Source organism: Bradyrhizobium campsiandrae (assembly GCF_014529705.1).
Lineage (GTDB): Bacteria > Pseudomonadota > Alphaproteobacteria > Rhizobiales > Xanthobacteraceae > Bradyrhizobium > Bradyrhizobium campsiandrae.
In genome coordinates, this window is sequence record NZ_JAANIH010000021.1 from 72,693 (window position 1) to 99,156 (window position 26,464).

The following is a 26,464-nucleotide window of genomic DNA, read 5'->3' on the forward strand; positions in this document are numbered from 1 at the left end:
AGAAGGCTGCACGCCTGAGCCGTGATTTGCGCCACCGCGCATCCGGCCGCAGCCGGACAAGTCAGCAAGTTATTGAATTTGTTCGGCTATTCCGTTGGGGAATGGTGTAACGGTAGCACAACAGACTCTGACTCTGTTTGTCTTGGTTCGAATCCAGGTTCCCCAGCCAATTCCAGGCGTCTCCAAAGTCTGAATCGCCTCCTATCCGGCCGCCCTCCGCGCCGCTCGCGGCGCTTTGCCTCACCAGAATTGAGCCATCTCCTGTCGGATCGCGGCGCGCCCCTTCGTCCTTGGGGGAACACAACCTTGGGAGATCCGAGATGCCCTATGTCGATGGTTTCGTGCTGGCCGTGCCGAAGGATAAGATTGAGGCCTACAAGGCGCTGGCGCGAACGGCTTGTGCGGTGTGGATGGAGCATGGTGCGCTCGACTATGTCGAATGCATCGGCGACGACGTTCCCTATGGCACGCTCACCTCGTTTCCGCGTGCGGTGATGGCAGGCGAGGACGAGGTCGTGGTGTTCTCCTGGATCGTCTATCGCGACCGGGCGAGCCGCGATGCCGTCAACGCCAAGGTGATGGCCGATCCCAGGCTCAAGGGGGCCGACATGCCGTTCGACGGCAAGCGCATGATCTATGGCGGCTTCACGACGCTGCTGCGCGCGAGCGATCTGAGCTAACCGGTCTCAGCCCGAAGCAGCAGCAGCAGGCAGCCCGCGAGCCGCGTCTCCATCCCCTTCGACCGCAGCGACAGCGGGCCGGGATCGTTGAGGATCGCGTTCACAAGCGTGCCGAGCACGACCTGCAGCCCGAACGCGATGGCACGGGTCTTGATGACCGCGCGTCCCTTGCCCATCGCCGGCAGCAGGAGAGGGGTGGCGCGTTCGGTGGTCGCTCGTGCGAGGGCCTTGAACGGCGTCCATTTGTCCGGCCGGGTGTCGTCATGCTGGAGCGCGGCCCGCAGCACGCCCTCGTGGTGGCGCATCCAGACGACGATGCCGCTGACGATGATGTGGCAGAGCTCGTCGAGATCGGTCCCGGGTGAGGGCCGCCCGATCTCGCTGAGCCGCTGTTCGCCGTCGCGCGCCGCGAGCGCCATCAGCGCGTTGAAATAGGCCTCCTTGCTCTCGAAGCGGCTGTAGAAGGCGCCGACGGTGACGCCCACTTCAGCGCAGAGCGTCTCGATCGAAACCTCGGCGAGGCTTCGCGTGCGCAGCATGTCGGCGCCGGTCCGCAGCAGCGCCAGCGTGGTTTCCCGGCTTCGTTTCTGGCGTGACGGGGCGACGCCCGGCAGGTCGAAATCGGGCCAGCCTGCCTGCGCGGAAGATCGCCGCGTTCGTGCTTGCATCGGTCTTAGATCATAATCATAATTCGGATTATAATTTAAGGTGGGATGAGGCGCGGGTCAACCGCGACGGCCGGGACAGGGAGCACCAGATGAGCGCAGGCAGCAGCGGCACGCCGTTCGGCGGCACCGTCGGCAAGACGGTCGCGGAGTCAAAGCCCTGGTGGCCCGAGGCGGTGAAGCCGCCGGCGGGCGCGCCGAACATTCTGGTCGTGCTGTTCGACGATGTCGGCTTCTCCGATTTCGGTTGCTATGGCTCGGCGATCAGGACGCCGACCATCGACAGGCTCGCCGCGGAAGGCCTGCGCTACAGCGGCTTTCACACCACCGCGATGTGCTCGACGACGCGCGCCGCGCTGCTGACAGGACGCAACCATCATTCGGTCGGCGTCGGGTGCCTCGCCAATTTCGATTCCGGCTATCCCGGATATCGCGGCAAGATCGCGCGCGAGGCGGGCACGCTTGCCGAGATGCTGCGCGTCCACGGCTATCGCAACTACATGGTCGGCAAGTGGCACGTCACGCCGCTGACCGAGAGCGGCGCGACCGGCCCGTTCGACGGCTGGCCGCTGGGGCGCGGCTTCGATCGCTTCTACGGTTTCCTCGACGCCGAGACCGACCAATATGCGCCCGAGCTGGTCTCCGACAACACGCATATTGATCCTCCGGGCACTCACGCCGACGGCTATCATCTGACCGAAGATCTGATCGATCAGGCGATCCGGTTCATCGGCGATCACCATGCCGATCGGCCCGATATTCCCTGGCTGACCTGGGTCGCGCTCGGCGCCTGCCACGCGCCGCACCAGGCGCCGGCCGATATCATCCGCAGCTACGATGCCCAATTCGCGCACGGCTGGGACGTCGAGCGGGAGCGACGGCTGGCGCGGCAGAAGGCGATGGGACTGGTGCCGCAGGAGACGCGGATGCCGGCGCGTAATGACGGCGTGAAGGCCTGGGAGGACCACTCCATCGATGAGCGCCGCGTATTCACGCGGCTGCAGGCGGCCTTCGCCGGCATGCTCGACCATTCCGATCGGCACCTTGCGCGTCTGGTCTCGTTCCTGGAGACGGCCGATATCAGAGACAACACCATGATCATCGTGATGTCCGACAATGGTGCGAGCCAGGAGGGCGGGCCGCTCGGCTTCGTCAACGCGATGGGACCGTTCAATTTCAAGCCGGAGCCGATCGCGGAGAAGCTCGCGCGCATCGACGATATCGGCGGCCCCGACACCCACAGCAATTTCCCGCATGGCTGGGCCATGGCTTCCAATACGCCGCTACGTCGCTACAAGCAGAATACCCATGGCGGCGGCATCCGCGATCCCTTCGTCATCAACTGGCCGAAGCGCATCGCGGCCAAGGGCGAGCTGCGGCACCAGTTCGTGCATGCTTGCGATCTGACGCCGACATTGTTGGATTTGATCGGGATCGAGGCGCCGGCGACGATTGCAGGCTGCACGCAGATGCCGCTCGAGGGCGAGAGCTTTGCCCGCTCGATCAAGGATGCATCCGTACGGTCGAAGACCTCACCGCAATATTTCGAGATGTTCGGGCATCGCGGCCTCTGGAAGGGCGGCTGGAAAGCGGTCGCCTACCATCCGCCGGGCACCCCGTTCGAGAACGACAAATGGGAGCTGTTCCATCTCGATCGGGATTTCTCCGAGACCGACGATCTCGCCGCGGAGGAACCGGAGCGGCTCGCGCAGATGATCGCGACATGGTGGGCCGAGGCCGAGAAGCACAACGTGCTGCCGCTCGACGATCGTTTTGGACCGCGCTTTGCCGAGAACGCCGCGCGCTTTCACGGTGCGCGGCATCACTTCGTCTTCCATCACGGCATGGGCCATGTGCCGACCGACGTGGCGCCCGACGTGCGCAGCCGCAGCTACACGATCGAGGCGCATGTCGAGATCGAGGAGGCGGGTGCCAACGGCGTGCTGATCTCGCATGGCGATGCGACCTCGGGTTACAGCCTCTATGTCAGGGACGGCGAGCTCGTGCACGACCTCAACATCGGTGGCAGCCACCACATCGTGCGCTCCGACCGCAGGGTGCCCTCAGGGGCGCGGCGGCTTGGCGTCCATGTCGAACGTCTCGTGCGCAAGGAGGCTCCGGCCAAGGGCTCCCGCACCGGCGTCACCGAATACACGCTGCTGATCGACGACGAGCAGGTCGGCTCGCTTCAGACCCAGCTTGGCTTCCATACGCTGATCTCGTGGTCCGGCCTCGACATCGGTCGCGATCGCGGCAGCCCGGTGTCGCACTACGAGGCGCCGTTCGAATTCGAGGGGCGGCTGCTGCGCGTCACCGTCACCATGCACAACGACCAGACGCTCGACGGCGAGGCGGTCGGCAATGCCCAGATGGCGCGGCAATAGCGTGTGACGACGATTATGGCTTGGCCGGGGGCGGCTGCAGCGGTGCGACCGCAGGAGGAGCTGAGCCGTCGGTGATGCGCTCGCGTGTGGTGCGAATGTGCCTGGGCTCGGCGGACGAGGACTTGCCGGCATACGGCGTCGGCGCGAACTTGCCGTCGGTCTGCTCGTCGTGCGGTCGTACCTTCACGTCATGGACCGTAGCCCCAGCCGTCGGCGCGGTCGGCGGCTCCAATCGGGCCTGCGCATGCGCGACCGTGGCCGCGCCGATCGTACCAAAGAGAATGAACAGGAAACCAAGCCAATCGAGACCTGACTTTTTGCGCGTCATATCCACTGCCGATGCCGGGCCCCCGCGAGCGGCAGAATAGACCAGCCCGTGCTGCTCGGAAAGCCGCCGGGTGCAAGCCATCGGTGCGTGGAACTACTTGATCTTGTCGTAAGCCGCCGCAAAGTCGTTGAGCGGCATCGGGATGGCGATCGTTTCCTTGGCCATGTTCTGGAACGAGACCTTCAGCTGCTTGCCCGACCGCAAGGCAGCCAGCAGGTCCGGCGCGATCGGCGTCGAGGCGTAGCAGCCGCGGTTCTCGCAGGTCTGGATCTGGAGGTCGACCGGCTTGCCTTCGTCGACCTGGAGCTTGGCGCCAACCGGCAGGTTGAGTCCGAGCGGCAGCTGCAGCAGCGCGATCGGCGTGCGGGTGTCGGGGGCGATGCGGATGTTGATCAGCACGATGGTCTGGCCGGTTTTGGTCAGGACCGCGTTCTGCTCGATCGCGCATTCGAGCGGCGCGTCACGGCTGGCGCTGGTGCAGCGTGCGATCCAGCCGGGCTGCTGCTGCGGCGTGCCTTCGGCTTGCGGCTGGGTCGGCGCGGGTGCGGGCTGTGCCGCCGGCGCGGTGGGAGCGGCGTTCTTCTTGGCGCCCTGCTGGGCCTGCGCGATGCCCGTCGAGACGAGGGCAGCGGCGACAAGAGCGACAAGTCTGGATTGCATGAGCATGGCGAGACCGCGTTGGCGTGAACCGAGGGCCTCGCTGTAGCGTTGCGGGAGCCGCGGCGCAAGCTTACTCGGCAGCTTCCTTGACGGTGCGGCGCCCGGATGTCTCGTGCTCGTCGTCCTCGGCCGAGCCGGCCTTGAACAGGTTCGAGAACTTGTCGAGATAGAGATAGACGACCGGCGTCGTGAACAGCGTCAGCGCCTGGCTGACGATGAGGCCGCCGACCATGGCGTAGCCCAGCGGCTGGCGGATCTCGGCGCCGGTGCCGTGGCCAAGCATCAGCGGCACGCCGCCGAGCAATGCCGCCATCGTCGTCATCATGATCGGGCGGAAGCGGAGCAGCGCGGCCTGGCGGATCGATTCCTCCGGCGTCTTGTGCTGGTCGCGTTCGGCGGCGATGGCGAAATCGACCATCATGATGCCGTTCTTCTTGACGATGCCGATCAGCAGGATGACGCCGATCAAAGCAATGAGGCTGAACTCGAAGCCGGCCGCCATCAGGATCGCGAGCGCGCCGACACCGGCCGATGGCAGGGTCGACAGAATCGTGATCGGATGGATGTAGCTCTCGTAGAGGATGCCGAGGATCAGATAGACTACGACCAGCGCCGCGAGGATGAGCAGGGGTACGGTGCCCAGCGATTGCTGGAATGCCTGTGCGGTGCCCTGGAAGCTCGAATTCAGCGTCGCCGGCGCGCCAAGATCGGCCATCGCCTTCTGCACGGATTCGGTGGCCTGGCCGAGCGCGACCCCCTGAGCAAGGTTGAAGCTGATCGTGATCGCCGGAAACTGGCCCTGGTGGCTGATCGAGAGCGGGCGGACCGGATCGGTGGTCCAGGTCGCAAAGGTCGACAGCGGCACCTGGTCGCCGGTGAGCGGTGACTTGAGATAGAGCTTGTTCAGCGAATCGAGGTTGCCCTGCATTTCCGGCAGGATTTCCAGGATGACGTGATAGCTGTTGAGCTGCGTGAAATACTGCGTGACCTGCCGCTGGCCGAACGCGTCATACAGCGTGTCGTCGATCAGCTGCGGCTGGATGCCGTAGCGCGAGGCGGTGTCGCGGTTGATCTTGAGCTGGACCGTGGTGCCCTGGGTCTGCTGGTCGGTCGCGACGTCGCGCAGTTCCGGCAGCGTCTGCATCTTGGCGAGAATTTTCGGCGCCCATGAATTGAGCTCGCCGAGATCGGCATCCTGCAAGGTGAACTCGAACTGTGTGCGGGTCGGGCGGCCGCCGAGGCGGACGTCCTGGGCCGCCTGCATGTAGAGGCGGGCGCCGGACACTTTCTCGAGCTTGGGACGCAGCCGCGCGATGATCTCCTGCGCGGAGGCGTCGCGGTCATCCCGCGCCTTCAGCGTGATGAACATGTTGCCATTGTTGCCGGCGCGGCCGCTGCCGCCGATGTTCATCGCCACCGAGGCGATGGCGGGATCGGCCATCACGATCTGGCCAAGCTCGACCTGACGGCGCTGCATCTCGGCAAACGAGATGTCCTGGGAAGCTTCGGACGTCGCGGTGATCAGGCCGACGTCCTGCTGCGGGAAGAAGCCCTTCGGAATCAGGATGAAGAGATAGACCGACAGGGCGAGCGTGGCGAAGAAGATGACGAGGGTCGTCCGCCGCCAGGCCAGGGCGACGTCGAGCACATGCTCATAGCCACGGAGCATCGCGTCGAAGGCGCTTTCGCTCCATTTGTAGAACTTGCCGTGGGTGACTTCGCTGTGGGCGCGCAGGAAGCGCGAGGCCATCATCGGCGTCAGTGTCAGCGACACGAACATCGAAACGAAGATCGTCATCGCCAGCACGACCGCGAACTCGCGGAACAGGCGGCCGATGATGCCGCCCATCAGCAGCAGCGGGATCAGCACCGCGACCAGCGAGATCGAGATCGAAACGATGGTGAAGCCGATTTCCTTCGAGCCCCGGAACGCGGCGGCGAGCGGCTTTTCGCCTTCCTCGATGTAGCGGGTGATGTTCTCGAGCATCACGATGGCGTCGTCGACCACGAAACCGACCGCGATCGTGAGCGCCATCAGCGACAGATTGTCGAGCGAATAGCCGAACACCCACATCAGGGCGCAGGCGCCCAACAGCGCCAGCGGAACCGTCACGGTGGGAATGACGGTTGCCCAGAAGCTGCGCAGGAAGATGAATATGACCATGACCACCAGGGCGATGGTCAGGAGCAGCGTGAACTGGACGTCCTCGACCGCGGCGCGGATGGTCGTGGTGCGGTCGCTGATGACCTCGATCTTGATCGCGGGCGGGATCGCCGCCACGAGGCGGGGCAGGGTCGCCTTGATTCGATCGACGGTCTCGATGACGTTGGCGCCCGGCTGCTTGAACACGACCAGGAACACGCCGCGCTTGCCGTTGGCCCAGGCCGCCTGCTTGGCGTCTTCAGGGCCCGTGACCGCCTGGCCGATGTCCTTGATCCGCAACGGAGCGCCGTTGCGATAGGCGATGATGACGTCGTTCCAGTCCTTCGACTGCAACAGCTGGTCGTTGGCGTAGATCGTATAGGCGCGCTTGTCGCCGTCGATATTGCCCTTCGGGCTGTCGACGGTGGTGATGGCGATCGCGCTGCGCACGTCTTCCAGCGACAGGCCCTTGGCGACGAGCTTGCCTGGGTCGACCTGGACGCGGACCGAGGGTTTCTGCTGGCCACCGATGAAGACCTGCGCCACGCCGGAGAGCTGGCTGATCTGCTGGGCGAGCTGGGCGTCGACCGCGTCGCTGACGCTGGTCAGCGGCAGCGTTTCTGACGTCGCCGACAGCAGCAGGATCGGCGCGTCGGCCGGGTTGACCTTGCGATAGGTCGGCGGCGAGGGCAGATTCTTGGGCAACTGGCCGCTGGCGGCGTTGATCGCGCCCTGCACGTCGTTGGCGGCGCCATCGATGCTGCGGTTGAGGTCGAACTGAATGGTGATCGAGGCGGTGCCCAGATAGCTCGTCGAGGTCATCTGCGCGATGCCGGGAATCTGGGCGAACTGGCGCTCCAGCGGCTGCGCGACCGACGAGGCCATCGTCTCCGGGCTGCCGCCCGGCAGATTGGCCGTGATCTGGATGGTCGGGAAGTCCACCTGCGGCAGCGGCGCGACCGGCAGCAGGGGGTAGGCGACGAGACCGACAAAGAGGATGCCGGCCATCAGCAGCGACGTGCCGATGGGATAACGGATGAAAGGTGCCGAAATCCCGCCTTCGGTCATTCCTGCTGAACCTTGTTTTTCTGGACCGGATCCGAACTCGCGAGAGTCGTCGAAACGACACCGCCTGGCTGCACCTTATACTGGCCGCCGGTGATGACCTGCTGACCGGGGCTCAAGCCTTCATCGACGACCGAACGTCCGTCGATGGAATAGCTGACCTTGATCTTGTGGACCTCGGCCTTGTTGTCCTGATTGACGGTATAGGCGTAGAGGCCGTTGGTCGAATGCTGGACCGCATCGTCAGGGACGATGGTGGCATCCTTCAGGGTCCGCACCAACAGACGCGTCGACACCGATTGCCCCGGCCACAGCGTGTGTTCCTTGTTATCGAACACCGCCTTGAGCCTGATCGTCCCGCTGGTCGTGTCGACCTGATTGTTGATGACCGCAAGCTTGCCCTCGGCCAGCGTCTTCTTGCCGTCGGTGGTGAAGGCGATCACCTTGAGCTCGCCGGACTTCTGGCCCTCGCTGATATAGGGCAGCTGGTCTTCCGGCGCGGTGAAGATCACGGTGATCGGTTCGACCTGGGCAATGCTGACGACGCCGGTCTGAGTCGAGGCGTTGACGATGTTGCCGATGTCGACCTGGCGCAGGCCGGCGACGCCGGTGATCGGCGACTTCACCTGGGTGTAGTCGAGTTGGGTCTGCGCATTGGCGATCGCGGCTTCGTCGGCGGCGATCTGGGCGGTGAGCTGGGCAACCGTGGAGCGTTGCGTGTCCGTCTGCTGGCGCGTGGCGAACTCGCCGAGCTTGGTGTAGCGCTGAAGATCGAGGTTGGCGTTGGCAAGATTGGCCTCGTCCTGGGCTTTCTTTGCCTTGGCCTGGTCGAGGGCGGCCTGGAACGGACGAGGATCGATCTCGACCAGGAGATCGCCCTGCTTGACCATCTGGCCTTCGGTGAAGGCGATCTTGTCGATCTGGCCGTCCACGCGGGTCCGGACTTGGACGGTGTTGAAGCCCTGAACGGTTCCGAGGCCGGTCAGGTAGACCGGGAAGTCGGCCTTCTGGACCGGCGCGATGCTGACGGGCACGGCGGGGGCGCGCGGCGCGCCCTTTTGGGCGGTCTGGGCTTTTCCGCCATCAGACGCCTGATACCGCTGCCAGCCGTAATAGCCGCCACCGGCCACGGCTGCGATGATGACAATCCAGAGGATTGGCCGTGACTTTTTCATGTCGGAGCGATCGGCTTGTATGCCCAAAACAACGAATTGTGGGGCTATCAAAGGGTTCCAGCACGGCTTGTATAATACACGCCAAGTTCCAGTGTAAACAGCACTATCCGTTGATAATCCTAAACAATTGGAAAGCTTTGCACCCCGTAGGCAACCGGGTGACGCGGCGGTGTGCAGTGCTGCATTTTCCTGGCCTGAGCGAGGAGCGTGCAAAAGATAGGCAATGCTCGCAGGCGGCGTGGACGAGGCTGCACGAGTTGCTGGCCGCGACGCTTGCGTCGGTCGAGCAAATCAGGGTTTGCGAGAACGGTTCTAAATCGGCCGGACGGCGTTTCGGTTGTCAGCAAAATCGCCGTCGTCCATATCAGCGCCGCCACGAGAGGAGTGCGGAATGGACGAGCTGAACGGCAAGCTGATCGCATGTCAGATTCTGATCACGGGATTGATCGCGCGCGTCGCCAATGAGCAGCGCGATCCCTTGCGCTTTCTCACCGATTTCCGCGACGAGATCAAAGCCGTGGTCAACGGGGTCAACATCGCCGGCATGGACAACACCGATCGCGTGCGTGCGACGGCGCAACGCACCGTCGACGAATTGTTCTCGCTGATGAAGCCGCCGAGCAGCGACTGACGGCTGCGCGAGATGATGTGCGATGGCAAGCTCTTGTGCATCTGAGTGCTTCGATTTGTCGCGCGATATTTCAATCATTCTAGATTCGAAATTTTAGAATCGCTTTGATCTAGACCTATTCAAGTGCTCATGCGGGTCTCGTTACATTGACCGGTTTTTCTGCGGTCGATAGCACCGCCTCATCGTTCGTCGCGCATGTTGCGCATCGACGAATTTGGAATGGGGTAGGTTGGAATGGGGCTGGTGATGGCTCCGCGATCACTGCGCGCGATCGCGGCAAGAAGTTCAAACGAAGAGAAGGTTGATGGAAATTCCGGCAAGGCGGTATCTGCTGTCGCCGGACTGATTGCGGTGGCCTCGGTGTCGAGCGGCGCGCAGGCGCAGCAGTCGAGCCTGCCGCCGGTGAATGTCGACGCGCCGGTCGAGCGCCCGCGTCCATCAGCCTCGAAACCAAGTCCGGAGCAGGTCCGCGCACGCAATGCGCTTCGCCGCGCCGCGCAACGCCAGCAGGCGCAGCAACAAGCTGCTGCTGTTGCGCCGAGCCCGGCCGGCGCCGTCGACCGCAATCCCTATGCCGATCCGGCCGCGCCGTACAAGGTCGACCATGTCCAGGCCTCTGGCAAGTTTCCCGAGCCGATGCTGAACACGCCGAAGACGATCACGGTGCTCAGCAAGGAAGTGCTGGAAGACAAGAACGCGACGACACTGAAGGAGATCGGGCGCTCGACCGCCGGCGTGACGCTGGGGTCGGGGGAGGGCGGCAACGCCTTCGGCGACCGCTTCTTCATCCGCGGTTTCGATGCGCGCAACGACGTCTTCATCGACGGCATCCGCGATCCCGCCGTGTCCATCCGCGAGAATTTCTTCACCGAGCAGATCGAAATCCTGCGTGGACCGGCATCGTCCTATGCCGGCCGCGGCACCGCCGGTGGCGCCATCAATATCGTCACCAAGCAGGCCGGCGACGTCAACTTCAAGCGGATGGACACCGAGTTCGGCTCCGACCGGACCAAGCGCGTCACCCTCGACGTCAACCAGGTGATTGATCCGACCTTCTCGGTGCGTACCGGTGGCCTGTTCCAGGATGCCAACGTCGCCGGCCGCAACTACGTGACCGACGATCGCTGGGGCACCTTCCTGTCGACCAAGTACACTCCGACCAACGACATCAAGATCACGACGAACTACGTCCATACCGATCTCAGCGGCCTGCCGGATTTCGGCGTGCCCTATTACAAGCAGGGCAACGTGCCGGTGACGTCGGCCGGCATTCCGCGCGGCAATTGGTACGGCTTCCTCAACCGCGACTTCCAGACCGCGCGGCAGGATTTCGGCACCGCGACGGCCGAATACAAGGTCAACGAAGCCATCACGCTCAGCAGCAAGGTCCGGGGCGAGCATTCGCTGCTCGACTACATCGGCACACTGCCGCAGAACCCGGTGACGACCAGTCCGAATCCGCTGCTCTGGACCACGACGGCGAGCGCGCAGAGCCGCTACCAGACCGTGGACGTGTGGGCCAACCAGAACGAGGCGACATTCAAGCTCGACACCGGCGGTGTCAAGCACACCGCGGTGTTCGGCGTCGAGTACACCAACGAGAACGTCTCGATCGACCGTTACTCGGGTCTCGCCTCGGAGCTTGCCGGCTCGCCGTTCACCAGCAGCGGGGCGGTCTCGGGGGTCAATCTCTACTCGCCCCAGTACACCAATGTCGGTGGCTTCGGCACTCCATCGCTGACGGGCAATCCGACGCGTTATGGCGTCAACACCAGTAGCGTCTATGTCATGGACACCGCGAATTGGCAGGACACGATCATCGTCAATGGCGGCGTGCGCTACGATGGCTACAGCCAGAGCTCGTCCACGAACTCGGCCTACCTCAAGCAAAACAACGATCTCGTCAATTACAACGTCGGTCTCGTCTACAAGCCCGTGCCGATCGGCAGCCTCTACGCGGCCTATGCGACCTCGGCCAATCCATTCGGGTCGGAGCTCGATGCGACCGGCACCGATTACGGCGGCGTTCCCGCCAACACGGCGATCCTGCTTGGGCCCGAACGCAACAAGGCGGCCGAGGTCGGCACCAAGTGGGAATTGGCGGATCGTCACCTGCTGGTCAGCGCGGCGCTCTTCCAGACAACCAAGGACAACGCGCGAGAGACCGTCAACAACGTGCTCACCTCGGGCGCAGCCTACAGGATCCAGGGCATCGACATCGAGGCCGAGGGCAGGATCACGGACCGCTGGAGCATCTTTGGTGGCCTGGTGCTGATGCAATCGAAGGTCACGCAGAGTGGCATCGCGTCCAATATCGGCCTCCAGCTCGCCAACGTCGCGCACCAGTCGTTCAGCATGCTGACCAAGTACAAATTCGACGGCGATTGGGAAGTCGGCGGCCAGGCGGTGTACCGCTCGAAGGTCTATGGCGGCACGTTTGCTGCCAACACCGGCAATGAGCTGCCGAGCTACTGGCGCTTCGATGCGTTCGTCGAGAAGAAGCTCGACAAGAACTGGACCATGAAGTTCTACGCGCAGAACCTCACCAACCAGCTCTATTACGACACGCTCTATCGCAGTGCCGTCCCGTTCGTCGCTATCGCGCCCGGGCGGGCGTTCTATCTGGTCACGACGGCCAAGTTCTGATTGCGCCGGCAACGACAAGGGATGCCTGCCTCGGCGGGCATCCCATCGCTTCAACCGCTCACGATGCGCGGACGGACTGCATCGCAAGGACGAAATCAGCCTCAGTTTAGAACGCTTACAAACTCGAGTTTAGAACCGTTTCAAACTCGAATTTAGAATCGTTTTGATCTGGATCGATTCAAGGTTGCCGTTGCCGTGATTGCGTTGACCCTCATAGCCCCGCTCGATACGACCAATGTGTCGCATTGTCGCAATGCGACACATTGCAGAAACGGAATGGGGCGTAGGATGGGTGTGGTGAGGGCTCCGCGGTCGTTGCGTTCGACCGCGGCACGGCGAGCATTGAGTGGCAATTTCGACGCGGCGACCGGCAGGACCGTTTCCGCAGTTGCAAGCTTGATTGCAGTTGCGTCCGTCTCGAGCGGAGCACAGGCGCAGCAAACGTCTCTACCCCCGGTCAACGTCGACGCGCCGAAGGAGCGGCCACGCTCCGCCGCTGCGAAACCAACGCCCGACCAGGTTCGCGCCCGCAACGCGCTGCGCCGTGCCGCGCAACGACAGCAGGCGGCCCAGGCGCCGGCCGTTGATGCGAATGCGCCCGCAGCCGATCGCAATCCCTATGCGGATCCGGCTGCGCCCTACAAGGTCGATCACGTCCAGGCCGGTGGTAAATTTCCGGAGAAGCTGGTCGACACGCCGAAGTCGATCACGGTGCTGAGCAAGGAAGTGCTCGCGGACAAGAATGCTACCAATTTGAAGCAGGCCATTCTGAGCACGGCCGGTGTGACGCTGGGTTCAGGCGAGGGCGGCAATGCCTTCGGCGATCGATTCTTCATCCGCGGCTTCGATGCCCGCAACGATATCTTCATCGACGGCGTGCGCGATCCCGGCGTGAGCGTGCGCGAGAATTTCTTTACCGAGCAGGTCGAGATCCTGCGCGGTCCCGGTTCGACTTTCTCCGGCCGCGGTGTTGCCGGTGGTGCGATCAATATCGTCACCAAGCAGGCGAACACCGAGAAGAGCTTCTACAACATGGACAGCTCGTTTGGCACCGACAAGACCAAGCGCGTGACGCTCGACGTCAACCAGATGATCAATCCGACCTTTGCAGTTCGCGCCGGCGGCCTGTTCCAGGATGCGGGCGTCGCGGGTCGCGACTTCGTCACGGATGACCGCAGCGGCGCCTTCATCGCGACCACGTGGAAGCCCGTCGATGCCGTCAAAGTGACGACGGATTACATTCACACCTATCAGCATGGCATCCCGGATTTCGGCGTGCCGTACTACCGGCCGGGATCCACTGGCGTTGGCAGTCAGCAGTTCACCACGACCGCAGGCGGTCCGTTTCCGGATTTCGGTTCGAGCCGCAATAATTTCTACGGCTTCGTCAACCGCGACTTCTTCAAGGTCAAGCAGGACATCGGAACGGTCGGTGCCGAGGTCTATGTGACGCCTGATCTCGTCCTCACCGACAAGATCCGCGCGTCGCGATCCGTCAACGACTACATCGGAACGCTGGCGGAATCTCCCATCGCCGCGATCCCGTTGTCGGCTTCGACCGTGACCCTCAATCCGCAGAGCCGCTACCAGGTCACCGGCGTTTTGGCCAACCAGAGCGAGGCCACCTACAAGTTCGACACCGGCGGGTTCAGGCATACGGCGCTCGGAGGCGTCGAGGTCTCGCGCGAGACGTCGTTCATCGACAAATATGCCGGATTGAGCTCGGAAGTGACGACTGGCCCGTCGTTCACGTCCGGCGGCTCGACGTCAGGCGTCAGCGTGTTCGCGCCGCAATACACGTTCCTGAACAGCTTCGATCCACCGAGAATGCTGGGCGCGCCGACCAATCTCTCGATCGACACCAAGAGTGTCTATGCGATGGACAGCGCGAACTACCGCGATCTCGTCATCCTGAATGGCGGCATTCGCTACGACGACTACACCATCAACAGCAACGGCTACGGCACCGTCGGCGGAAAACAGACATTCGGCTCGCAGAGCGCCGAGTTCGGCCTGCCGAACTTGAACCTCGGTGTCACGTTGAAGCCGTTGCCGAACGGCAGCGTCTACGCAGCCTATGCGACGTCGTCGAATCCGGTGGGCGCCGAGTTCGACGGCACCAGCACGGCCTATGGCGGTCTTTCGCCGGTTCTCAACGGCGCCTCGAACCAGATCTTCGGGCCCGAGAAGAACAAGGCGATCGAGCTCGGCACCAAATGGGAGTTGTTCGACCGCCATCTGTTGCTGACGGCTGCGCTGTTCCAGACAGAGAAGGAGAACGCGCGCGAGTCGCAGAACATCACCAGTACGACCCCGCCAGCGAATATCCCTGCAGGCTGTAGTTATCCTGCCGGGACGACCGGCACGGTGTCCTGCATCACGGCCGGTGCGGCCTATCGCATCCGCGGCATCGACCTCGGCGTCGGCGGCAAGATCACCGACAAGTGGAGCGTGTTCGGCGGCCTCGTGCTGATGCAGTCGGAGGTGACCAAGTCGCTGGCGCCGTCGGCTCAGCCGTTGCTGTATCCGACCAATGTTGGGCGTCCGCTCGCCAACATCGCGCATCAGTCGTTCAGCATGCTCACGAAGTATCAGCTCACCGACGTCTGGGAGCTGGGTGGTCAGGCGGTGTACCGCTCGCAGATCTATGGCGGCACTTTGCTGGCGGCCAACCAGGGCACGTCGATCCCCGGCTACTGGCGCTTCGATGCCTTCGCGGAAGCCAAGATCAACAAGAACTGGCAGGTGAAGCTGTTCGTCAACAACATCTTCGACAAGCGCTACTACGACGCGCTGTACCAGAGCGCGACGCCCTTCGTGCTGGAGGCACCGGGACGCGCTGCCTATCTGGTTCTGTCTGCGCGTTATTAATGGAGATATGACGAGGTGCCATGCTGACATGCATAGAAGGCGTCCTGAGCAAGGATGATGTGGCGGAGTTCCGCCGCGTCATGGACGCCGCCGAATGGGAAGACGGCCGCTCCACCGCGGGCGCGCAGTCGGCCATGGTGAAGCGCAACGAGCAGCTGCCGCCGGACAGCGAGGTCGCGCGCAAGCTCGGCAATCGCATCATCTCGGCGCTGACGGCGAATCCGCGGTTTCTGGCGGCGGCGGTCCCGCTCCAGATTTTCCCGCCGCTGTTCAACCGCTATGCCGCCAGCGGCGGCCACCATTTCGGCCTGCATGTCGACAACGCGATCCGTGGCGATCGCCTGACCGGCCTTCGCATCCGCACCGATCTGTCGGTTACGTTGTTCCTCAGCGAGCCCGAGGATTACGACGGTGGCGAACTTGTGATCGAGGATACCTACGGCTCCCACGAAGTTAAGTTGCCGGCCGGGGACTGCGTGCTCTATCCCTCGACCAGCCTGCATCTCGTCACGCCCGTGACGAGGGGGGCGCGGGTTGCGTCTTTCTTCTGGCTCCAGAGCATGATACGGGACGATCAGGCTCGCAGCATGATCTTTGACCTCGACAGCGCCATTCAGGCGCTGGTGCAACGGCTCGGGCGTGACGATCCCGAAACGGTCAAATTGACGGGTATCTATCACAATCTCATTCGCACCTGGGCCGAAGTATGAAGATCACATCTTTCCAAGCCAGCCTCGCTGCAGCCGTGCTGCTGACGGCCACCTGGCTCGCCGTTCCTGTTTCCGCCCAGACACAAACCCAGCCGGCCGCGCCGGCGCGGCCCGTTGCGGCCCCCGTAGCCGCACAGCCGGCTCCGTCTGCTCCCGCGGGCGTGGCACAGCCGGCAGCGGCTGTGGCGCCGGCGGCTGCCGCACCCGCGGCTACCACGTCGAGCGCGCCTGCGGCCGATGCCGTCGTGGCCCCCGCCTCCGAGGCGGGCAGCACTGCGCCGAAGGCAGGCATCGCGCCGGCCATGAAGGAATTGTCGCCCTGGGTGATGTTCATGTCGGCGGACATCATCGTGAAGGCGGTGATGATCGGCCTTGCCTTCGCCTCGCTCGTGACCTGGACGGTCTTCATCGCGAAATCGATCGAGCTGTCGGTTGCATCCGCCAAGCTTCGTTCGGCCCTGAAGAAGGTCGCCGAGGCGCGCTCGCTCGCGGAAGCGCAGATGGCGCTCGGTACCAAAGAGGGCATCCTGCCGTCCTTCCTGGCGGCAGCGCTGCGTGAGGCGCGGATGTCGGCGGGCCTGTCCAGTGACAGCGGTATCAAGGAGCGCGCGGCCTCGAGCTTTGCCGAGATCGTGCGTGCGGAAGCGCGCCGCATCCGCATCGGTATGGGCTTCCTGGCCACCATCGGCTCGACGTCGCCCTTCGTCGGCCTGTTCGGCACCGTCTGGGGCATCATGAACAGCTTTATCGGCATCTCGAAGTCCCAGACGACGAATCTTGCCGTCGTCGCCCCAGGCATCGCCGAAGCGCTGCTCGCCACCGCCATCGGTCTCGTCGCGGCGATCCCGGCCGTCATCATCTACAATCACTTCTCGCGCGTCACGAAGGGCTATCTCGAGCTCGTCAGCCGTGCCTCGGGGGCGGCGGCGCGGTTGTTGTCGCGCGATCTCGACCGCAGCCACGGCAGCGCGCATTCGCGCGCGGCGGAGTAGGCCATGGCTGTCGCGCTCAACGACGTTGATGACGACGACGATTTCTCGGAAACGCATGACATCAACGTGACGCCGTTCATCGACGTCATCCTGGTGCTGCTGATCATCTTCATGGTGGCCGCGCCGCTGTCGACGGTCGATCTGCCCATCGATCTGCCGACGTCGAGCGCGCAGCCGCAGAAGAAGCCGGACAAGCCGACCTATGTCAGCATCAAGCCCGACCTGACGCTGGCGATCGGTGAAAACGCGGTCAAGCGCACCGACCTCGTCAGCTCGATCGACGCCATCGCCGACATGAGCAAGGACAAATATTTGTTCCTGCGCGCCGACAAGGCAGTGCCTTACGGCGAGTTGATGGGCGTGATGGAAATCCTGCGCGCCGGCGGCTATTCTCGGATCAAGCTGGTGGCGCTCGAGGCACCTCCTGCGGCGGCTGGGCCGGCGCAGGGAGCGGTCCACCCCTGATGGCGGCGCGATGACCGATCCTGTGTTCGAGGCAAAATCCTCGCGGCCTTTGTGGATCCTGGCCGCTGTCGTAGCGGTTGGCCTGCACCTTGGCGGGGCCGCGCTGGCGCTCGCCAATCTCCGCGCTGATGACGGTGATGACGGCCTTGGCGCCAACGGCGCGGAATACGCCGTCGAGATGACCTCGCCAAAGCTCCCCGAGACGGAACTGCCGCCGGGTCCGGACAGCGAAGCCTCGCAGTACCAGCCGCAGCAGATGCAACAGCAGGCCGAGGTGAAGGAGACGGATCTACCGAAGGAGATCCCTCAGGAGGCCGAGGACCCGGACCGCCTTGTCACCGAGAATGACTCCAAGAAGCCTGTCGAGGACACCACGAAGGTGGCCAAGGTCGAGACCCAGGCTGTCGAGGAAATGCCGAACGCCCAGGAATCGGCAAGGCAGGCGCTGAACGAGAATGCACGCGAGGATGAGAAGGCGGCCGCCCCCCATCAAGGCATCGGCAAGGACATCCGCAAGCTGACGGCCGAATGGGGCAAGCGCATCAGCGCCTATTTCGAGCTGCACAAGCGCTACCCGAAGGACAAGAGCAAGACGACGACGGTCAAGCTCAGCCTGGTCCTGAACCGGCGTGGCAATGTCGTTTCGGTCGACGTGGCCGAGTCCTCGGGCGATCCCGCCTTCGACAGCGAGGCGATATCGATGGTGCGCCGCTCGGATCCGGTACCCGTCCCGCCGGCTGAGCTCACCGACGACCAGTTCGCCTTCAGCCTGCCGGTGAATTTCAAGAAGCCCTCGAGATAACGGTGTGACGGTCAGCGCCAGTAGAACTTGATCCCAACATAGACCACGACCAGGCAAGCGAAGATCAGCGCTACCGGCAGGGGGCGCTTCTGGGTTCCTCCGACTGCCATGGCTCCAAAGAAGCTGGCTTTCTTCGCCTTGGGGGCGGGGCGCCGAAAAGCGGTAACATTGTCCGTCACCGGCTCGGCCGGCCGGCTGCGGACGTCGGGCGGGTTCCCGCCGCCGCCCATCTCCAGATAATAGGATTTATAGACCTCGGCGATGGCGGCCTCGGTCGCCTCCGCTTCGCTCATCCGCTCCAGGAGCTTCCTGTAGCCGTCGAGGAAGCCCTGTGCGTCCGGAGGCAGCGCCGACAGTCCGTTCAGCTTGGCCATCATCTTCCAGGTGGCGAAATCGGCGCGGGCACGGGTGTCGGCGCGTCGCGCGATCAGCATATCGGCAGCTTTGACCAAGTTGGCCTCTAGCCCTTCGGCTTCATCTTAAAGTGAGTATTGCGGGTCCGGCTTCAACTACGCATTGCCGGTCGCCAAGAGAACAGCTTGAATCACATAACCGGTCAACGTTCGCAGTATTGCTGAAATAACATCAAGATTTAGACCGAACTGGGAACCCGCCAGCGGCAGCAGGATCAGGAGGGCGATCAGGATCAGCATGCCGAACGGCTCGAGCCGGGACAGGGGCAAGGCGAGCGGGCGAGGCAGCAGTCCGACCGCAACCCGCCCGCCGTCCAGCGGCGGAATCGGCATCATGTTGAACACGGCCAGCACGGCGTTGATCAGCAGCGCATTCTTGAGATTGTCGAAGATCCATTGCGCCGAACCGGCCGGTGCCCAAGGTAACGCGTGGAGGGCGATGCCGGCTGAGAGCGCCAGCAGGATGTTGGTGACGGGGCCGGCGAGGGCAACCCAGACCATGTCCAGCTTCGGATTGTTGAGGTTGCGAAAATTCACCGGCACCGGCTTGGCATAGCCGAACAGGAATGGCGAATGCGCAAACAGCAGCATCGCCGGCAGGATCAGGGTGCCGAACGGATCGATGTGCCTGATCGGGTTGAAGCTGACGCGGCCGAGTTGCCAGGCGGTGTTGTCGCCGAGACGATGCGCAACGAAGCCATGCGCAGCTTCATGAAAGGTGATGGCGAGCACCAGCGGCAGCACCCACACCGAGAGGTCATAGAAGGAAATATTCACGTCGCGTCCGTCCCGGTTTCGCCTGTCGCCTTGCAGACGACCCGGCCAAACCGGCGGTGCAGCAACGCTTCACCTCAACATAGGGTGGCTGGTTCCGAAATGCCAAGCTGCAAATGGTCGGCAAGCAGCGCCGCCGGGCGCGACAGGCCGCGCGCGCGATGGAGGCGGATGTCCGCCACCGGCAGCGGCGGCAGGCCGTCACGCGCGCCAAGAGCACGAAGGCAGGGCGGTAGCGTACCGGCCTTGACCACGGTCACCGCAAAGCCCTGCGCAGCAATCGATTCCACCGCGGCCAGCGTCCGGCTGACAAAGGCGAGGCGCCACGGCCGGCCGGCGCGATCGAGCGCGTCCGCGGCCCATTGGCGAAACAGGCAACCGGCCGGATAGAGCGCGACGGGCAGGGTGCTTTCTGTGGTGGCGCGACAGGACGCCGTCGCCGCCCAGACGGCTTGCTCGCGCCGCAGCAGCTCACCCTCGCCATGCCCTTGCGGATGCATCGCGATGACGAGGTCATAGGCTTCGCCGAGCCGGGCCGGCATGGTCGCGGTGAGCCCCGTCTCGATCTCGACCCGGACAGTCGGATGCTCCTTGGCGAAGCTTGCCAGCAGCGGCGGAATGATGATCGTGCCGTAATCGTCCATGACGCCGAGGCGGATGACGGCCTCCGGCTTGCGGCCGCGCAACGCACCGACCGCCTCCGCCTGGAGGGCGAGGATTCGCTGCGCATAGGCGCGCAGTTCATCGCCCGCGGGGGTCGGCACGATGCCAGTCCGATTGCGCTGAAACAGCTTTGTGCCGATCCGCAGCTCCAGGCGCCTGACCTGCACGCTGACCGCCGACTGCGTCCGGTTGAGCTGATCGGCCGCGCGCGTGAACGAGCGTTGCTCGGCGACGGCGAGGAAAGCCTTGAGGAGGTCGGGATCGAGATCGGGCGCGGTCATCACCAAACGTTATCCCAGCATGACGGAAATTCCATTCCCAGTTTCGGCACGCCCCGTATGCTGTCCGTCATCGTATTCGAGGAGAGGAACGGTGAACGAGGTTCTCGGCGTTCTGGCTGCCGTGCTGTCGAGCGGGCTGGGCGGTACCTCGATTGGTGCTACGCGCTATCTCGTGGGCAGCATCGATCCGCTGGCGATCGGCTCGTTCCGGTTCGGCATCGGATTTCTGCTGCTGTTGCCCTTGACCTTGCTGCGCGGCGATCGCTGGCCGGAGCGAGGCGACTGGGCTGCGACATCAGGGCTCGGCATCCTGTTCTTTGCGCTGTTCCCGATCCTGTTCAACGCCTCGCTGATTTTCACGACGGCCGCGCGCGGTGCGCTCGCGCTGTCCACGTTGCCGCTGCTGACGCTGGTGATCGGCGCCGCGCTCGGCAGCGAGGCCTTGAGCTGGCGCAAATCGATCGGTGTCGTGGTGGCGACATCGGGCGTTGCCGTGGCGCTGCTGACCGACCTCAGCTCGGCGCCATCAGGCGCCTGGCGCGGCGATCTCCTGATGATGGCGGCTGCGTTGTGCATGGCGCTCTATGGGATCTGGTCGAAGCCGCTGATCCGGCGCTCCAGCCCGATCGCCTTCACGACCATGAGCATGGCCGCGGGCGGCGCCAGCCTCATCCTGCTCTCCTGCTTCCGAGGCAGTTTCGCGCCCGTCGCTAATTTTGGCGCGCCGCAATGGCTCGCTGCGCTCTATCTCGGCGCTTTCGGAGCGGCACTGACATTTTATCTCTGGGCCTTCGCGCTGGAGCGGACGACGCCGACGCGCGTGGCGATTTCGGTGACGGTCAATCCGATCACGGCATCGCTGGTCGGCGCCTGGCTGCTGAACGAGCCGCTGCGCTGGAATCTTGGGGCCGGCATCATCGCAGTGTTCGCCGGGATCTGGATGGCGACGACGACGGGGCGCGTTGAGCCCGCTGGCCTGTCTGCCTCAAGCCGGCCCTAAGCTCACGCCGGAATCGTCCCCTGATACTGCGTCAGGCCGTCGTCGAGCTTCAGCCAGGCGAGCTTTTCCGAGACCCAGATGTGCTCGGTCGGCGCGAAGGCGTTGCGGTCGTCGAAGGTCGTGAGCGCGACGCCTGCCAGCGTGCCGTTGCGCCGCCAGGAGCCCAGCCGCGTGCCGCAAGTCTTGCAGAATACGCGATCGATCGCTTCAGACGATTGATAGCGACCGGGGTCTCCTTCGACGGTCAGCATTTTCTGGTCGAATTGGGCGCGGGCGAAATAGGGCGAACCCATCGCCTTCTGGCACATGCGGCAGTGACAGATGCGCACGTTCAGCGGCTCGCCCTCCGCCTTGAATCGCACCGCGCCGCACAGGCATCCGCCTTCTCTGATCATGCCACCCGCCATTCGCCGACTTGCCGCGCCATGGTCCAGTTCAGGGTGTCGAGATCGTTGTCCATGTTGGTATTCTGCCGCCTCGTGTTGGTGAAGGCGGCCCAGCAGAAGCCGCCATGGGTTCTGACTGCAATGGTGCTGGTGCCGGGCAGGCTGCCATTGTGCCACCAATTGTCTGACTTGTTGACGGAAAAGCCCTTGGCGTAATCGGGGCTGTAGCTTGGCGCCGACGTCATCGCCTGGATGGTGCGCGGCCGCAGGATGTTCGCCGGGCGCGCATAGCCGTCGACATGCATCAGGAACTGCACGAGATCCGTCGGTGTCGCGATCCAGCCGCCATGGGAATCCATGCGGCGAACGTTCATGTCGTAGGGATTCTCGGCCAGGCTATAATACGCGACTTCGCCGGGCTGGCGCTGATCGCGGGTGTTGCCGGCGATGGTCATATCGGTAATGCCGCAGCGCCCGAGCACCTCGCTGCGGACGTGGTCGGCGTAGCGCTGGCCGGTCAGCTTTTCGATCACCCGGCCCAGCACGCAATAGCCGAAATTGGAGTACGCAAAGTGCTGTCCTGGCAGTCGGTCGAGCGGCCGGTTGGACAATGTCCAGCTAATCAGTTGGGTATGATCCATGTGCGGGTGCGTGAACATGGGATCGCGGCCATCGTTGCTCCAGCCGCCGCCGGTATGCGTGAGGAGATGCTCGAGCGTGATCTGGTCGATGCCGGGCGAGTAGGGCGGCGCGCCGTAATCGGTGCCGAGCAGCGCCCCGGGGCCGAACACGCGGTCGCCCAGCTTGACGCGGCTTTCCTCGATCAGCCGGAACAGCGTGGCGGAGGTGATCATCTTGCTGATGCTGGCAATTCGAAACAGGTGCTGCGGCGTCGCGGCTTCGTTCCGCTCTCGATCGGCCACGCCATATGCAGCCTGATGCACGATTGCACCGGCATAGCCGATCGCAAAGGAGAGCGCCGGCACCTCGTATTTTGCCATGAAGCTTTGCGCCAGGCGGCCCATCGCGGCGTGTTCGGCCGGAGAGGGCGGCCGGATGCTCGGCGGATTGGGGACGAGTTGTGCCAGCGCTCTTTCCGAAAGCAACGGCAGCGCGCCCGCGCCTGCTGCGAGCTTCACAAAGTCCCGACGTCCGAGCTGCATGGTCTGCCCCCTCGGGCGGCCAATGCCTCAGTAAGTCGCCCGTCCCCCGGAAATATCAAAGACGGCGCCGGTCGAGAAGGCACAATCTTCAGAGGCCAGCCAAGCCACCATCGCGGCCAGCTCTTCGACCAGCACGAAGCGCGCCTTCGGGATCTTCGACAGCATGAAATCGATATGCTGCTGCGTCATCTGGTCGAAGATCGCGGTCTTGGCCGCGGCCGGCGTCACGGCGTTCACGAGAATGTCGTGGGCGGCGAGCTCCTTGCCGAGCGACTTCGTCAGCGCGATCAGACCGGCCTTGGATGCCGAATAGTGCGAGGCGTTCGGGTTGCCTTCCTTGCCGGCGATGGACGCGATGTTCACGATCCGCCCATATTTCTGCTTGAGCATTTCAGGCACGATCGCCCTGCAGACGATGAAGGGGCCGTCGAGGTTGATGCGCAGCACCTTGCGCCACTCCTCGAGATCGGTCTCCCACACCGGCTTGTTGACGCCGGCGATGCCGGCATTGTTGACGAGGATGTCGATCCTGCCGAAGGCTTTGAGCGTCGCATCGCGCGCCTGTTCGACGCCTGCGGCGTCGGTGACGTCGACCTTGAAGACTTTGGTGTTGTCGCCGATCTCCTTGGCGGTCTTCTCGGCCAGCGCCGCATCGAAATCCCAGATCGCAACCCTGGCGCCGGAGGCGACGAAACGCTCGGTGATGGCGCGGCCAAAGCCCTGCGCGCCGCCGGTGACCACAGCGACGCGGCCGTTGAGATCGATCTTGTTCATGGGACGTGATCCTATCTGATCCCTTGGGGCGTCAGAGCATGTAGCCGCCATCGACGACGAGGTCGACTCCGGTGGTGAACGCGCTCTCGTCGCTGCCGAGATAGATCGCCATGTTGGCGATTTCGTCGGCAGTGCCGAGCCGGCCCATCTTCTGGCGCGAGATGAACATCTCCTTGCCCTGCGGTCCCTGCGCCGCGGCACGGTCGAGCATCGACGGGGTCTCGACGGTGCCGGGGCAGATCGCGCTGCAGCGGATGCCCTTGGTGATGAAGTCAAGCGCGACTGCCCGCGACAGCAGCGACACCGCCGCCTTCGAGGAGCTGTAGACATAGCGGTTGGCCGGCGGCCGCAGCGCCGCGCAGGACGAGATGTTGACGATGCTGCCGCCGCCGCCCGCGATCATGTCGGGCAGGAAGGCCTTGATGGTCCGGTGCATCGACTTGACGTTGAGGTCGAACGAGAAATCGAAATCCTCCTCCGAGCACTCCAGGATGGTGCCGTGGTGCACGAAGCCGGCCGCATTGAGCAGGATGTCGATCTTGCCGATGCGCTTGGCGAAGGCGTTGACGTCGGCGGTGTTGCGGACGTCGAGTTTTGCCACTTCCGCGACGCCTTCCTTGGTCAGTCCTGCGATTCCGGCTTCGTTGATGTCGGTTGCGATGACGGTTGCGCCCTCACGCGCGAAGGCGAGGGCGCATGCGCGCCCGATGCCTGCTGCCGCAGCCGTGACGACGGCGCGCTTGCCCTTGAGGCGGTCTGCCATGTTGTTGTTCTCCCTTATGTTCGTTCCAATGCTAACCCCGCGTCATTGCGAGGAGCTCGTGACAAAATTGCGTAGCAATTTTGCACTGAGGCGACGAAGCAATCCAGACTGTCTCCGCGGAGATATCTCTGGATTGCTTCGCTTCACTCGCAATGACGGTGGCTGCTAGTGATTATCTCGCGGCACGCCGAAGGTGGAAGCGACGTTCTGGTAGCGCGTGGCGAGCTCTATGCATCCGCCGGTCGATTGCTGGCCGACGGTGTTGCGATAGATCTCCTGCCAGGGCGTCTGGTTCGGCGGATGCTTGAAGCCGCCCGCAGCCTTGAGCTCGGCATGGCGCTTCTTCAGCTCTTCGTCCGAGATCAGGATGTTGGCGCTGCCCTTGTTGAGGTCGATGCGGACCTTGTCGCCGGTCTTCAGGATCGCGAGCCCGCCATTGGCGGCGGCTTCCGGCGAAGCATTGAGGATCGACGGCGAGCCCGAGGTGCCGGACTGGCGGCCGTCGCCGATGCAGGGCAGGGAGTGGATACCGCGTTTGATCAGCGCTGCTGGCGGCTGCATGTTCACGACCTCGGCGCCGCCGGGATAGCCGATCGGGCCGGTACCGCGAATGAACAGCACGCAGCGCTCGTCGATGTCGAGCGAGGCATCGTCGATCCGCGCGTGATAATCCTCCGGACCCTCGAACACGATGGCGCGGCCTTCGAAGGCGTTCGGATCCTTCGGGTTATTCAAGTAGCGATCGCGGAACTCCTTGGAGATCACGGAGGTCTTCATGATCGCTGAATCGAACAGATTGCCCTTCAGCACCAGGAAGCCGGCATCCTTCACCAGCGGCTTGTCGTAAGTCCGGATCACGTCGTTGTCGGGCTCGGGCGCATTCTTGCAGTTCTCGCCGATGCCGCGGCCGTTGACGGTGACGGCGTCCTCATGGATGCGCTTGTGCTTCATCAGCTCGCGCACCACGGCGGGCACGCCGCCGGCGCGATGGAATTCCTCGCCGAGATAGAAGCCGGCCGGCTGCATGTTGACCAGCAGCGGCACGTCGTGACCGAATTTCTGCCAGTCGTCGATCGACAGCTCCACGCCGATGTGGCGGGCCAGCGCGTTGATGTGGATCGGCGCGTTGGTCGAGCCGCCGATCGCCGAGTTGATGACGATGCAGTTCTCGAACGCCTTGCGGGTCAGGATGTCCGAGGGCTTGAGATCTTCCCAGACCATCTCGACGATGCGCTTGCCGGTCTCGTAGGCGATCTGGCCGCGCTCGCGGTAGGGGGCGGGAATAGCCGCGCAGCCCGGCAGCGAGAAGCCGAGCGCTTCGGCGAGGCCGTTCATGGTCGAGGCCGTGCCCATGGTGTTGCAATGGCCGACCGACGGCGCCGAGGACGCCACGATCTCCATGAACTCTTCATAGTCGATCTCGCCGGCGGCGAGCCGCTCGCGCGACTTCCAGACGATGGTGCCGGAGCCGGTGCGCTCGCCGTTGTGCCAGCCGTTCAGCATCGGGCCGCCCGACAGCACGATCGAAGGCAGGTTGACGGTCGCGGCCGCCATCATGCAGGCGGGCGTGGTCTTGTCACAGCCGGTGGTCAGCACCACGCCGTCGAGCGGGTAGCCGTAGAGGACCTCGACGAGGCCGAGATAGGCGAGGTTGCGGTCGAGCGCCGCGGTCGGGCGCTTGCCGGTCTCCTGGATCGGGTGGGTTGGGAATTCCATCGCAATGCCGCCGGCCTCGCGGATGCCTTCGCGGACGCGATGGGCCAACTCGATATGGTGGCGGTTGCAGGGCGACAGGTCATTGCCGGTCTGCGCGATGCCGATGATCGGCTTGCCGGACTGCAGCTCGGCGCGGGTGAGGCCGTAATTCAAATAGCGCTCCATATAGAGCGCGGTCATGCCCGGATTGTGCGGGTTGTTGAACCATTCCTGCGAGCGAAGGTGGCGGCGCGTGCCGTTGCCGGCGGGCGCATGCCCATTGGTCGGTTTTTTTGTCATTGGTTTCTCCTTCAATGCAAACGCACGGGCCGACG

General features: G+C 63.9%; 23 protein-coding genes and 1 tRNA gene. 11 read left to right on the forward strand and 13 right to left on the reverse strand.

The window, feature by feature from the left end:
• Nucleotides 1–95: 95 nt before the first annotated feature.
• A tRNA-Gln gene (locus tag G8O24_RS17560) sits at nucleotides 96–169 on the forward strand.
• Nucleotides 170–320: 151 nt separating this feature from the next.
• The gene (locus G8O24_RS17565; RefSeq protein ID WP_188101382.1) at nucleotides 321–680 is read left to right on the forward strand and encodes a DUF1428 domain-containing protein; all 360 of its coding nucleotides are present in this window, start codon (nucleotides 321–323) and stop codon (nucleotides 678–680) included.
• On the opposite strand, the gene G8O24_RS17570 is transcribed toward G8O24_RS17565, so the two are convergent.
• Entirely contained in the window at nucleotides 677–1,348 is a 672-nt protein-coding gene (locus tag G8O24_RS17570; protein ID WP_188101384.1) for a TetR/AcrR family transcriptional regulator, read from the reverse strand. The genes G8O24_RS17565 and G8O24_RS17570 overlap by 4 nt on opposite strands.
• 89 nt (nucleotides 1,349–1,437) lie before the next feature.
• Here G8O24_RS17570 and G8O24_RS17575 point away from each other — a divergent pair, with 89 nt between their 5' ends.
• The gene (locus tag G8O24_RS17575) at nucleotides 1,438–3,729 is read left to right on the forward strand and encodes an arylsulfatase (protein ID WP_188101385.1); all 2,292 of its coding nucleotides are present in this window, start codon (nucleotides 1,438–1,440) and stop codon (nucleotides 3,727–3,729) included.
• A 13-nt stretch (nucleotides 3,730–3,742) separates the two neighbouring features.
• Here the strand turns inward: G8O24_RS17575 and G8O24_RS17580 are convergent, their stop codons facing one another.
• The 4 genes from G8O24_RS17580 to G8O24_RS17595 all read right to left on the reverse strand — a co-directional run bounded on the left by G8O24_RS17580 (nucleotide 3,743) and on the right by G8O24_RS17595 (nucleotide 9,100).
• Entirely contained in the window at nucleotides 3,743–4,057 is a 315-nt protein-coding gene (locus G8O24_RS17580) for a hypothetical protein (protein ID WP_188101387.1), read from the reverse strand.
• Nucleotides 4,058–4,150: 93 nt separating this feature from the next.
• On the reverse strand, nucleotides 4,151–4,723 hold the full coding sequence (locus G8O24_RS17585) for an invasion associated locus B family protein (RefSeq protein ID WP_188101389.1): 573 nt from the start codon (nucleotides 4,721–4,723) through the stop codon (nucleotides 4,151–4,153).
• Between the two features lie 64 nt (nucleotides 4,724–4,787).
• Entirely contained in the window at nucleotides 4,788–7,928 is a 3,141-nt protein-coding gene (locus tag G8O24_RS17590) for a multidrug efflux RND transporter permease subunit (protein ID WP_188101391.1), read from the reverse strand.
• Nucleotides 7,925–9,100: an efflux RND transporter periplasmic adaptor subunit gene (locus G8O24_RS17595; RefSeq protein ID WP_188101393.1), complete on the reverse strand. Its 1,176-nt coding sequence runs from the start codon at nucleotides 9,098–9,100 to the stop codon at nucleotides 7,925–7,927. Before G8O24_RS17595 ends, G8O24_RS17590 begins: the two co-directional genes overlap by 4 nt.
• A 391-nt stretch (nucleotides 9,101–9,491) precedes the next feature.
• On the opposite strand from G8O24_RS17595, the gene G8O24_RS17600 reads away from it, so the two are divergent.
• From G8O24_RS17600 to G8O24_RS17630, 7 genes are all read left to right on the forward strand, one after another.
• Nucleotides 9,492–9,731 carry a hypothetical protein gene (locus G8O24_RS17600; protein ID WP_188101395.1) on the forward strand — a complete coding sequence of 80 codons (240 nt, stop codon included), beginning with the start codon at nucleotides 9,492–9,494 and terminating at the stop codon, nucleotides 9,729–9,731.
• Between the two features lie 234 nt (nucleotides 9,732–9,965).
• Nucleotides 9,966–12,377 (forward strand): TonB-dependent receptor, encoded by a 2,412-nt coding sequence (locus G8O24_RS17605; protein ID WP_188101397.1) that lies wholly within the window; start codon nucleotides 9,966–9,968, stop codon nucleotides 12,375–12,377.
• A 288-nt stretch (nucleotides 12,378–12,665) separates the two neighbouring features.
• A complete protein-coding gene (locus G8O24_RS17610) occupies nucleotides 12,666–15,248 on the forward strand; it encodes a TonB-dependent receptor (RefSeq protein WP_188101399.1) in 2,583 nt (860 codons plus the stop codon).
• Between the two features lie 20 nt (nucleotides 15,249–15,268).
• Nucleotides 15,269–15,958, forward strand: a complete 690-nt coding sequence (locus G8O24_RS17615; RefSeq protein WP_188101401.1) for a Fe2+-dependent dioxygenase — start codon at nucleotides 15,269–15,271, stop codon at nucleotides 15,956–15,958.
• Complete coding sequence (gene exbB, locus G8O24_RS17620) at nucleotides 15,955–16,950, forward strand: tonB-system energizer ExbB (protein WP_188101403.1); 996 nt, start codon at nucleotides 15,955–15,957, stop codon at nucleotides 16,948–16,950. Before G8O24_RS17615 ends, exbB begins: the two co-directional genes overlap by 4 nt.
• A 3-nt stretch (nucleotides 16,951–16,953) precedes the next feature.
• Complete coding sequence (gene exbD, locus G8O24_RS17625) at nucleotides 16,954–17,415, forward strand: TonB system transport protein ExbD (RefSeq protein ID WP_188101404.1); 462 nt, start codon at nucleotides 16,954–16,956, stop codon at nucleotides 17,413–17,415.
• A gap of 10 nt (nucleotides 17,416–17,425) precedes the next feature.
• Complete coding sequence (locus G8O24_RS17630) at nucleotides 17,426–18,217, forward strand: energy transducer TonB family protein (RefSeq protein ID WP_188101407.1); 792 nt, start codon at nucleotides 17,426–17,428, stop codon at nucleotides 18,215–18,217.
• 11 nt (nucleotides 18,218–18,228) lie between these two features.
• Here the strand turns inward: G8O24_RS17630 and G8O24_RS17635 are convergent, their stop codons facing one another.
• The 3 genes from G8O24_RS17635 to G8O24_RS17645 all read right to left on the reverse strand — a co-directional run bounded on the left by G8O24_RS17635 (nucleotide 18,229) and on the right by G8O24_RS17645 (nucleotide 20,348).
• On the reverse strand, nucleotides 18,229–18,651 hold the full coding sequence (locus tag G8O24_RS17635) for a hypothetical protein (RefSeq protein ID WP_188101473.1): 423 nt from the start codon (nucleotides 18,649–18,651) through the stop codon (nucleotides 18,229–18,231).
• A gap of 75 nt (nucleotides 18,652–18,726) precedes the next feature.
• Nucleotides 18,727–19,407 (reverse strand): site-2 protease family protein, encoded by a 681-nt coding sequence (locus G8O24_RS17640; protein ID WP_188101409.1) that lies wholly within the window; start codon nucleotides 19,405–19,407, stop codon nucleotides 18,727–18,729.
• Nucleotides 19,408–19,481: 74 nt separating this feature from the next.
• Entirely contained in the window at nucleotides 19,482–20,348 is an 867-nt protein-coding gene (locus G8O24_RS17645) for a LysR family transcriptional regulator (protein ID WP_188101411.1), read from the reverse strand.
• Between the two features lie 91 nt (nucleotides 20,349–20,439).
• On the opposite strand from G8O24_RS17645, the gene G8O24_RS17650 reads away from it, so the two are divergent.
• Nucleotides 20,440–21,348 carry a DMT family transporter gene (locus tag G8O24_RS17650; protein ID WP_188101413.1) on the forward strand — a complete coding sequence of 303 codons (909 nt, stop codon included), beginning with the start codon at nucleotides 20,440–20,442 and terminating at the stop codon, nucleotides 21,346–21,348.
• 2 nt (nucleotides 21,349–21,350) lie between these two features.
• Here G8O24_RS17650 and G8O24_RS17655 read toward each other — a convergent pair whose 3' ends face one another.
• The 5 genes from G8O24_RS17655 to G8O24_RS17675 form a co-directional block, all read right to left on the reverse strand.
• Nucleotides 21,351–21,743, reverse strand: a complete 393-nt coding sequence (locus tag G8O24_RS17655; RefSeq protein ID WP_188101414.1) for a GFA family protein — start codon at nucleotides 21,741–21,743, stop codon at nucleotides 21,351–21,353.
• On the reverse strand, nucleotides 21,740–22,897 hold the full coding sequence (locus tag G8O24_RS17660) for a serine hydrolase domain-containing protein (protein ID WP_188101417.1): 1,158 nt from the start codon (nucleotides 22,895–22,897) through the stop codon (nucleotides 21,740–21,742). Before G8O24_RS17660 ends, G8O24_RS17655 begins: the two co-directional genes overlap by 4 nt.
• A 27-nt stretch (nucleotides 22,898–22,924) precedes the next feature.
• Entirely contained in the window at nucleotides 22,925–23,671 is a 747-nt protein-coding gene (locus tag G8O24_RS17665) for an SDR family NAD(P)-dependent oxidoreductase (protein ID WP_188101419.1), read from the reverse strand.
• A 31-nt stretch (nucleotides 23,672–23,702) separates the two neighbouring features.
• Nucleotides 23,703–24,434: an SDR family oxidoreductase gene (locus G8O24_RS17670; RefSeq protein ID WP_188101421.1), complete on the reverse strand. Its 732-nt coding sequence runs from the start codon at nucleotides 24,432–24,434 to the stop codon at nucleotides 23,703–23,705.
• Nucleotides 24,435–24,599: 165 nt separating this feature from the next.
• The gene (locus tag G8O24_RS17675) at nucleotides 24,600–26,429 is read right to left on the reverse strand and encodes an IlvD/Edd family dehydratase (protein ID WP_188101423.1); all 1,830 of its coding nucleotides are present in this window, start codon (nucleotides 26,427–26,429) and stop codon (nucleotides 24,600–24,602) included.
• Nucleotides 26,430–26,464 lie beyond the last annotated feature (35 nt).